This is a genomic window from Bacteroides sp. An279 (assembly GCF_002159615.1).
In the GTDB taxonomy this organism is placed as follows: Bacteria; Bacteroidota; Bacteroidia; order Bacteroidales; family Bacteroidaceae; genus Phocaeicola; species Phocaeicola intestinalis.
In genome coordinates this window covers 1-5,366 of record NZ_NFJA01000144.1, presented here as the reverse complement: position 1 = coordinate 5,366, position 5,366 = coordinate 1, and the positions used below count along the sequence as shown (strand labels likewise).

The 5,366-nt window shown below is 42.8% G+C and carries 2 protein-coding genes and 1 pseudogene; all 3 read left to right on the top strand.

The window, feature by feature from the left end; genetic code table 11:
* Positions 1 to 408 (top strand): helix-turn-helix domain-containing protein (locus tag B5F78_RS15780; protein WP_239473497.1); only part of this gene is annotated, 408 nt, incomplete at its 5' end.
* 349 nt (positions 409 to 757) lie between these two features.
* On the top strand, positions 758 to 3,949 hold the full coding sequence (locus tag B5F78_RS15775) for a TonB-dependent receptor (protein WP_225226484.1): 3,192 nt from the start codon (positions 758 to 760) through the stop codon (positions 3,947 to 3,949).
* 94 nt (positions 3,950 to 4,043) lie between these two features.
* Positions 4,044 to 5,243: pseudogene (locus tag B5F78_RS15770) on the top strand (alkaline phosphatase family protein); the annotation flags it as partial.
* Positions 5,244 to 5,366: the final 123 nt, after the last annotated feature.

Genomic DNA, 5,366 nt, shown 5'->3' with positions numbered 1-5,366 from the left:
ACGAAGAACAGGAGCGGAAAGGACCAAAAAATCGCCCAAAGCACACACGAAAACGGATACATCAAGCCAAGAAAAACTTTTTGGAGAAATTCAAAACAGCTTCTAAACGATTCATTAAACAAAATCGACCAACAGTTCTTAGAGAAAATAACTCACGTTATCACCGATAATCTTTCGTCAACAGAAACAATTGACATCAGTTTCCTTGCCAGCCATCTTTGCATGAGCAACTCGACTTTATACCGGAAAGTAAAAGCCTTGACCGGCATGTCAACCAACGAATACATCCGTAAAATCAAGATGCAACTTGCCGAAAAGATGTTGTTGGAAGGGAAATACAACATTTCTGAAATCGCGTTCAAGGTAGGCATCAACAGCACAGTCTACTTCCGCCAATGCTTTAAGTAAGAGTTCGGCATCACTCCTTCCGAGTATCTGAAGAAAATCAAGCAAGGATAAACAAAAACGGATAGACATGAGGCGATTCTTATTCAAGCCTCATGTTACATTCCTGTTTCATCCAAAACAAATTTATATCTAATTGAATGTGAGACACATAATTATTCCAATGAAATCATTCTTTACATTTCATGTTACAAACGTGTGAATCTTCACCTTTCGGAGTGTTAAATAAGCATAAACAAGCTGTTACTTTATAAAAATACATTTAATTTTGCTTCGGTAAAAACAGATTGGATTTAGGATAACTAAAACAAACGACACATAACCGACTAAATAAATTTTTAATTCAATTATTATGTTACATCAATCCAAATTATTCTTGGCGGCAATGGCAACCACCATCACCGTATGTGCCAGTGCCCAAGTAACAACTTCTGCCGTAAGCGGACAAGTCATCGATGAAACCGGACAAGCCGTTATCGGAGCAACAGTATTGGCTGTACATGAGCCTTCAGGTACACAATACGGAGCAGTAACCAATATGGACGGACGTTATACCATTCAAGGTATGCGTACCGGAGGTCCGTATAAAATCGAAATCTCGTATGTAGGCTACAAAAAATCTACTTACACAGACCTTTACCTCGAATTGGGTAATACATTAGGGCTGAACGCAAAAATGGAACCCAGCAGTGAATTGCTTGATGAAGTGGTAGTAGTGGCGGATGCAAAAGCAAACGCAGGAGCCTCGAGCAACTTTTCTACGCAAAAGATAGAGAATACGCCTACAGTAGACCGCAACATTTATGACATCGTAAAAAATATGCCGATGGCTATGACCTCAAAAAATGGAGGCATCACTTTCGCCGGCTCAAACAACCGTTACAACAGCTTTCAGATAGACGGTACGGTAAGTAACGACGTATTCGGTCTTGCCGCATCGGGAACCAATGGAGGACAAACAGGAGCCAACCCGATTTCAATGGATGCTATCCAGGAAATCCAAGTCGTAGTGGCTCCGTTCGATGTCCGTCAAAGCGGATTTACAGGCGGTGGCATCAATGCCATTACCAAACAAGGCACAAACACCACTCACGGTTCGTTCTATACCTATTTCAATAACCAAAATATGTACGGTAAATACAGTGCCATCCGCGACTACGCTAAATCTCCGATGACTCAACAATATACCCGTACTTTCGGTGGAACATTAGGCGGTGCTATCGTAAAAGACAAATTATTCTATTTCGTCAGTGCAGAAGGGAAGAAGGAATCTTATCCGTCAAGTATCTATCCAGGCTATACCAGCGAATACTTGACAGCAGACGTGGCTTCCCAAATCGCGAATAAATATAAAGAACTGACCGGTTTCGAAGAAGGATACAGCCAACGCAACGTAGACCAAAAGTCATTCGGCTTGCTGGCACGCATTGACTGGAACATCAATCAAGACCACAAATTGGCAATCCGCTACCAACACAACAATTCGTATGACGATAACTACGGGCCAAGTGCCTACTCGTACACATTCAATAACAGCAGTTACCGAATGAACAATAAAACGAATTCTATCGTTGCCGAATTAAACTCTCACTTAGGAGAAAACTTGTACAACGAATTACGTGCTTCCGCAAGCTTTATCCGCGACCATCGCGACGTAGGATATCAAGGTCCGACAGTACAAATCAGCAACATCCTTGGCGGAGACGGACAAACCAACATCACTGCCAACATTGGTACCGAATATTCTTCGGGCGCTAACCTGCTTGACCAAGATATCTATACATTCGAAGACAACCTGTCTTGGTATTTAGGAGACCATACACTGACCTTTGGCACACACAACGAAATTTACCGCATTAAGAACTTGTTCATCCAAGCAGTAAACGGTTCATGGTATTATGATTCGTTGGAAGACTTTATGAACGATACTCCTTATCAATATTCATACAAATATACAGACCCTGATTTAACCGGCGGTGACCTGCGTTACGCTCCGAACATGAAAGCCGGTCAATTCGGCTTCTATGCACAAGACAAATGGAATGCAACTAACAATTTCGAACTGACTTACGGATTGCGTATTGACATTCCGGTTGTATTCAACAACCCGACAAGCAATCCCACATTCAACGAATACGCTCAATCAAATGGCTTCGATGCACGTGTCGGAACTGTACCCAGTGCAAAAGTAATGTTCTCTCCGCGTGTAGGATTCCGCTGGTATGCAGATGAAAACCGGAACACATTAATTCGAGGCGGCCTTGGCATTTTTACCGGACGTGTACCTTTCGTGTGGTTATCAAATGCATTCAACAATACAGGTATGGAAATGAAAGGAACAACCATTTCCCCACAAGATGCAGACGGAAACTATACGAAAACAGCACCCTCTTTAGGAGATTACGCAAAAGACCCAATGGGTGCAATGAACTCACAAAGCGGTTCCGCAGCACGTCCCGATATTGTTACCGTATCAGAAGACTTCAAATATCCGCAAGTATTCCGTGTGAATTTAGCATGGGAGCAACGCTTGCCGGGCGATGTCAAAATGACATTGGAAGGCATCTATTCAAAGACAATGAACAACGTGTTCTTTGAAAATTTAGCGCTGAGCAATAATGGTAACAAAGTATATGCCGTTCCTGGTGTTGAAGCATCTGCAGCTCCTTATTATTCGACAGCAAAAAGTGATTATTATAGCATCGTAAATCTGAGAAATACAAACAAAGGATATACATACGCAGTATCAGCGATGTTAGAAAAGAGCTTCAATTTCGGTCTCGACCTTTCGGCATCTTATACTTTCGGCCATGCTAAATCTGTAAACGACGGTACAAGTTCTGTAGCTTATTCGAACTGGAAATACAATTATTCACGTGACACGAATTCTGAAAACGAACTCGGTTTCTCTAAGTTCGATATACCTCACCGTGTTATGGTACAAGCTTCTTACACCAGCCCGAAATACTGGAATGGATGGATGAGCTCTACTATTTCAGTTATCTATAACGGATTCTCAGGAAGCCGATACAGCTTAACGATGAATGAATCAACAGACTTTAATGGAGACGGGTATAGAGGCAACTCACTGCTGTATATCCCCACCGATGAAGAGTTAAATAAGATGAACTTCGTTGATTCGAAGACTATGACCGCTGCAGAAAACCGTGAAGCTTTCAGACAATGGATTGAAAATGATTCTTATGCAAAAGACCATCGCGGACAATATGCTGAACGCAACTCGAACTTGAGCAAATGGGAACATGAGATAGACCTCCATTTTGCACAAACCATCCACAACATTAAGGGTATGGGCAAACTGGAATTCACTTTCGACATCATCAACTTTGCCAATATGCTGAATAAGAAATGGGGTGCAAGCTATAGCTCCGCATACAATTTATCACCGGTTTCTGTAACAAGCCTTTCTACAGACGCCAATGGCAACCGTACTCCAAGCTATACTTACAACAATGCTGAAATCAATAAAGACGACATCGCTTCCCGCTGGCATGCACAAGTCGGCGTAAGACTGAGCTTCTAATTGAATATTTCACTGAACGCAGATTAACGCCTATTTCTCCGGAATCTTACGTTAATCTGCGTTTTTATATCATTACCATCAAACTTTTAGACGCATGAAAAAGATTCTTTTCACCTTATTATTGCTGGCAACACTCTTACCTGCAATGGCAGGAAACAAACATTACACCGTCATCGTTTCCCTTGACGGATTCCGTTGGGACTATACAAAAATGTATGAAACCCCGTTCTTCGACCAAATGGCAAGAGAAGGTGTACAAGCTACCATGTTCCCGTCTTTTCCCTCGAAAACGTTCCCCAACCATTATACACTGGCAACCGGATTGTATCCTGACCATCACGGCATCATCGCCAATTCGTTTTGGGCTGCCGACAGAGGTAAAATGTATGCCATGAACAACCCGGAAACACGTAATGACCCTTCTTTTTATGGAGGAGAGCCCATTTGGATTACAGCACAGAAACAAGGAATTAAAACAGGAAATGTGTATTGGGTAGGTTCGGATATCGCCATAAAAGGACAACATCCCACCTATTATAAAGTGTACGATGATACCCCCAGGCTGAACTATGCCGAACGCATTGCATACGTACTGGAGATGTTAAAGAAACCGGAACCCGAACGCCCCCAACTGATTATGGCTTACTTTGAAGACCCTGACCACTACGGTCATGCTTTCAGTCCGCACAGTGCAGAAACACACCGTTGCATCACTGAACTGGACGTTTTGATGAAACAATTATGGGACGGCATCCAACTGCTTCCTTTTGCCGAAGACGTAAATCTGATTGTCACATCCGACCATGGCATGGCTACCATCAGTCCCGACCGCTGTGTCTCTATCAGCCAATACCTGAAACCGGAATGGTACGAACGCATCAACGATAATCTTCCGGCTCAAATTTATGCCAAAGCAGGCTGTACCGATTCCATCTACAACGCCTTACAAGGGCTGGAGCATGTACGCGTATGGAAAAAAGCAAACATCCCGGCTTACTTGCATTATGGCAGCAATGCCTATATAGGCGATATTATCGTATTGCCAGACTTAGGTTGGTTAGTCACCGATGATACAGACTTCAACGTAGGAGGCGCACACGGATTCGACCCGACTTACGATGATATGCAAGTCATGTTCCGTGCTTGCGGTCCGGATTTCAAGAAAGGTTATACGGCATCCAAATTCCATAACGTCAGTATCTATTCCCTCCTTGCCTATCTGCTCGGCATCACGCCTGAAAAGACCGACGGATCATTAGAAGAAGTCAAAGGAATGCTAAAGGCTCTTCCAGCCCAATCATCGACTTCAGAAGCTGTTTTGATTTCATTCGATAAATTTGTTAAGCATGATTTGGATGAATGCAATCTGTACCATAGCTTCTGCGGTTTCAGCAAGGAATTCATAATCGATGGTCAG

Bases quoted from the DNA above. Each gene is read 5' to 3' on its own strand.
- B5F78_RS15775 (WP_225226484.1), top strand. From the start codon at position 758: ATGTTACATCAATCCAAATTATTCTTGGCGGCAATGGCAACCACCATC.